The 4,723-nt window shown below is 59.6% G+C and carries 4 protein-coding genes; 2 read left to right on the top strand and 2 right to left on the bottom strand.

Annotated features, from left to right (window positions below):
- Positions 1 to 469 precede the first annotated feature (469 nt).
- Positions 470 to 1,963, bottom strand: coding sequence for a CoA-acylating methylmalonate-semialdehyde dehydrogenase (locus BLP82_RS29845; RefSeq protein WP_092177153.1), 1,494 nt, complete (start codon positions 1,961 to 1,963; stop codon positions 470 to 472).
- Positions 1,964 to 2,035: 72 nt separating this feature from the next.
- The gene (locus BLP82_RS29840; protein ID WP_092177156.1) at positions 2,036 to 3,385 is read right to left on the bottom strand and encodes an omega-aminotransferase AptA; all 1,350 of its coding nucleotides are present in this window, start codon (positions 3,383 to 3,385) and stop codon (positions 2,036 to 2,038) included.
- A gap of 123 nt (positions 3,386 to 3,508) precedes the next feature.
- Here BLP82_RS29840 and BLP82_RS29835 point away from each other — a divergent pair, with 123 nt between their 5' ends.
- On the top strand, positions 3,509 to 4,429 hold the full coding sequence (locus BLP82_RS29835; protein ID WP_092177150.1) for a LysR family transcriptional regulator: 921 nt from the start codon (positions 3,509 to 3,511) through the stop codon (positions 4,427 to 4,429).
- Positions 4,430 to 4,481: 52 nt separating this feature from the next.
- The coding region (locus BLP82_RS29830) for a transposase (RefSeq protein WP_139197963.1) at positions 4,482 to 4,723 on the top strand (242 nt) is incomplete at its 3' end.

Below are 4,723 nucleotides of genomic sequence, written 5' to 3'. Positions count from 1 at the left end.
CTGAGTCTTTCGTCTCAACCGAGGCGCGCATTCTACAGCGCCCTGCGTATCTGTCAAGCGGTTATTTTAAGAAGCTTTCAAAGTTTCGCTTCGGAAACCTCAACAACTTCAACCACTTGCGCTTCCGATCTCTCGTTAGCGGGAGGCGAATTCTACAGCGTTACTCGCTGCTGTCAACACCTCTTTTTCACCGCTTTCGACCGAGAAGATCGAACCGCACATAGAGCCAAACAACACCGCCCTATCTGCTCCTTCCAGACTTCGATGAACTGAAGCCCTGCGCCTTCAAAACCTACTTAACTCATTGAATCTCAAGGAATTTTCCGTTTCGACTGCGCCGGAAGTGGGGCGAATTATAGACTTCCAGAATCTGCCGTCAACACCTATTTTCACAATTCTGTCACATCAGTCAAAAAGCCCCGTAAATACAGAGGCCGGCGCCAAGTGCGCCGGCCTCTTCACTGACTGACTACAAACTGGGGAAGGCGAATTGTGAAGCCTCATGGCTGGCACGCTGCGGCCAGCGCTGGGTAATTGCCTTGCGACGGGTATAGAAACGCACGCCGTCCGGGCCATAGGCGTGCAGGTCGCCGAACAGCGAACGCTTCCAACCGCCAAAGCTGTGATAGGCCACAGGCACCGGCAATGGAACGTTGACGCCCACCATGCCGACCTCGATCTCGTCGCAGAACAACCGCGCCGCCTCGCCATCGCGGGTGAAGATGCAGGTGCCGTTGCCATACTCGTGATCATTGATCAGTTGCATGGCCTCTTCCAGGCTGTTGACCCGGACGATGCACAGCACCGGCCCAAAGATCTCTTCCTTATAGATGCGCATCTCGGGGGTCACACGATCGAACAGGCAGCCACCGAGGAAGAAGCCCTCCTCATGCCCAGCCACACTCAAGCCGCGACCATCGACAATCAGTGAGGCACCCGCCGTCACACCTTCTTCTATATAGCCACTGACCTTGTCCCGGTGCTGACCGGTCACCAACGGCCCCATGTCCAGCCCGCAAGACGTGCCGGCGCCGATCTTCAACGCCTTGATCTGCGGCACCAGCTTGGACACCAGTGCATCCGCCACCTGGTCGCCGACACACACCGCCACCGAAATCGCCATGCAACGTTCGCCGCACGAACCGTACGCCGCGCCCATCAACGCGCTGACGGCATTGTCCAGGTCGGCATCCGGCATCAGCACCGCATGGTTCTTCGCCCCGCCCAGTGCCTGGACGCGTTTGCCACGTCGAGTACCCTCGGCATAGATGTATTCGGCAATCGGCGTCGAACCGACAAAACTCAGCGCCTTCACTTCCGGCGCTTCGATCAGCGCATCCACCGCGGCCTTGTCGCCATGGACCACGCTCAAGACGCCTTTGGGCAAACCGGCTTCCAACAGCAACTGGGCGATCAGCAACGTCGAACTCGGGTCGCGCTCGGACGGTTTGAGAATGAAGCAATTACCGCAGACGATCGCCAGCGGATACATCCACAGCGGAACCATCGCCGGGAAGTTGAACGGTGTGATGCCCGCCACCACGCCCAAGGGTTGAAAGTCTGACCAGGCGTCGATGTTCGGCCCTACGTTACGGCTGTACTCGCCTTTCAGGATTTCTGGTGCGGCACAGGCAAACTCGACGTTCTCGATGCCGCGCTTGAGTTCACCGGCCGCGTCTTCCAAGGTCTTGCCGTGTTCTTCGCTGATCAACTGGGCGATACGCGACTCGTTCTGCTCCAGCAATTGCTTGAAACGAAACATCACCTGCGCGCGCTTGGCCGCGGGCGTATTGCGCCAGGCCGGGAAAGCCGCCTTGGCGGCGTCGATAGCCTGCTGGATGGTCGCGCGATCAGCCAACGGCACCTTATGGATGGCCTGGCCAGTGGACGGGTTGAACACATCAGCGGTGCGAGCACTGTCGCTCAGCAGTTCGCCATTGATCAAATGCGGGATGAGGCTCATGGGGGACTCCGGAATTACCCACAGGCGCCCGTGACCGGACGCCCGTTATCGAAAGCTATAGAGAGGGACGCATCAGTCGAGCTTGTTCAGCACTTCACCGACGGCGTCGAACAGGCGATCCAGGTCCTGCGGCTTGCTGTTGAACGTCGGCCCGAATTGCAGGGTGTCACCGCCGAAGCGCACATAGAACCCGGCTTTCCACAACGCCATGCCAGCCTCGAACGGACGCACGATGGCATCGCCATCGCGCCCGGCGATCTGGATCGCGCCGGCCAGACCATAGTTGCGAATATCGATGACGTTCTTCGCGCCCTTCAAGCCGTGCAATGCATTCTCGAAATGCGGGGCGATCTCGGCCACGCTCTGCACCAGGTTTTCCTTTTGCAGCAGATCCAGCGCCGCCAGCCCAGCCGCGCACGCCACCGGGTGCGCCGAGTAGGTGTAGCCGTGAGGGAATTCCACCGCGTACTCAGGCGTCGGCTGGTTCATGAATGTCTGGTAGATCTCGCTGCTGGCAATCACCGCGCCCATGGGGATCGCGCCATTGGTGACTTGCTTGGCGATGCACATCAGGTCGGGGGTCACGCCAAAGCTGTCGGCACCGAACATCGAACCGGTGCGACCGAAACCGGTAATCACTTCGTCGAACACCAGGAGAATGCTGTGCTGGTCGCAGATTTCCCGCAGGCGCTTGAGGTAGCCCTCAGGCGGCACCAGCACGCCGGCCGAGCCAGCCATCGGTTCGACGAACACTGCGGCGATGTTGGATGCATCGTGCAGTTCGATCAGCTTCAGCAGCTCATCGGCCAAGGCGATGCCACCTTCCTTCGGCATGCCACGGGAATAGGCGTTGCTGGCCAGCAAAGTGTGGGGCAAGTGATCGACATCCATCATCGCCTGGCCGAACAACTTGCGGTTGCCGCTGACACCGCCGAGGCTGGTGCCGGCGATGTTTACCCCGTGATAGCCACGGGCACGGCCGATCATCTTGGTCTTGGTCGCCTGGCCCTTGAGACGCCAGTAGGCGCGGACCATCTTCACAGCGGTGTCGGCACACTCGGAACCGGAATCGGTGAAGAACACGTGATTGAGACTGCCCGGGGTCAGGCTGGTGATTTTTTCCGCCAACTGGAACGACAGCGGATGACCATACTGGAACCCCGGCGAGTAATCGAGGGTGCCCAGTTGCTTGGCGACCGCTTCCTGGATTTCCTTGCGGGTATGCCCGGCGCCGCATGTCCACAGCCCCGACAGCGAGTCGTACACCTTGCGCCCCTTGTCATCCACCAACCAACTGCCTTCGGCGGCGACGATCAGGCGCGGATCGCGCTGGAAATTACGGTTGGCGGTGTAAGGCATCCAGTGGGCATCGAGCTTGAGCTGGCTGGCCAGGAGACCGGCAGCGTGTTCGGGCATATTCATCGACAAAACCTCGCAGGTCATAAGCGACAGGGGATCGAAAGGCGTTCTTGCAGCTAAGTTGCCACGGCGATAAAGTCGATGAAATGCAACTTTTGTAACCTTCAGTCGGTGGATCACTAAACTATGAGCGCACGTCGTCCCGATCCACTGGCCCAGGTCAGCGACTTTGATATCCGCCTGCTGCGCATTTTTCGCAGCGTCGTGGAATGCGGTGGGTTTTCCGCCGCGGAAACCGTGCTGGGGATCGGCCGCTCGGCCATCAGCCAGCAGATGAGCGACCTCGAACAACGCCTCGGTTTGCGCCTGTGCCAACGCGGGCGCGCGGGTTTTTCCCTGACCGAGGAAGGCCGCGAGGTATATCAATCGGCGTTGCAGTTATTGAGCGCACTGGAAAGTTTTCGCACTGAGGTCAACGGCCTGCACCAGCACTTGCGCGGAGAGTTGACCATCGGCCTGACCGACAATCTGGTCACCCTGCCCCACATGCGCATCACCCACGCCCTGGCGCAATTGAAAGAGCGCGGGCCCGACGTGCAGATCCAGATCCGCATGATCGCCCCCAACGAAGTCGAGCAAGGCGTACTCGACGGGCGCCTGCATGTCGGCGTGGTCCCCCAGGCCAGCGCCCTGTCAGGGCTGGAATATCAACCGTTGTACAGTGAACGATCGCTGCTGTACTGCGCGGTCGGGCATCCGCTGTTTTATGTCGATGACCAACAGCTTGAAGACGCTCGCCTCAACAGCCAGGACGCCATCGCCCCCACGTTCCGCCTGCCGGCCGAGATCCAGGCCCACTACCAGGCGCTCAATTGCACCGCGAGTGCATCGGACCGCGAAGGCATGGCGTTCCTGATTCTCACCGGGCGCTACATCGGTTACCTGCCTGATCACTACGCCAACCTCTGGGTCCAGCAAGGTCGGTTGCGGGCCTTGAAACCCGCGGCACGGTTCTATGACTTGAGCCTGGCGTCGGTGACGCGCAAGGGTCGCCGGCCTCATCTGGTGCTGGAGAGTTTCCTCGAGAGCCTGGCTGAACTGGCCTAATAATTCCGGACACCTCTTAAGGGCGATATGATTTCGCCAACTTGGAGGTTCCATGAACGAAAGAAAGGTCTATACCCGCGAGTTCAAGCTGCATGCTGCCAGCATGGTGCTTGATGATAACTGCCCGGTACCAGAAGTTTGTGCATCGCTGGACATCGGACCCACCGCTTTACGGCGCTGGGTTGATCAGGTTCGTAAGGAACGCGAGGGCCAGCCAGTTAAAGGCACCAAGGCGATTACTGACGATCAGCGCCAGATCCAGGAGCTAAAAGCCAAGATCAAGCGCATGGAGAT

Origin of the sequence: Pseudomonas sp. NFACC37-1 (assembly GCF_900101575.1) — a bacterium.
GTDB lineage: Bacteria > Pseudomonadota > Gammaproteobacteria > Pseudomonadales > Pseudomonadaceae > Aquipseudomonas > Aquipseudomonas fluorescens_AA.
Note: the sequence above shows the minus strand (reverse complement) of the source record. Positions and strands in the feature narration are given on the sequence as shown.

Coding starts and splice junctions, on each gene's coding strand:
- BLP82_RS29835 (WP_092177150.1), top strand. CDS start 3,509: ATGAGCGCACGTCGTCCCGATCCACTGGCCCAGGTCAGCGACTTTGAT.
- BLP82_RS29840 (WP_092177156.1), bottom strand. CDS start 3,385: ATGAATATGCCCGAACACGCTGCCGGTCTCCTGGCCAGCCAGCTCAAG.
- BLP82_RS29845 (WP_092177153.1), bottom strand. CDS start 1,963: ATGAGCCTCATCCCGCATTTGATCAATGGCGAACTGCTGAGCGACAGT.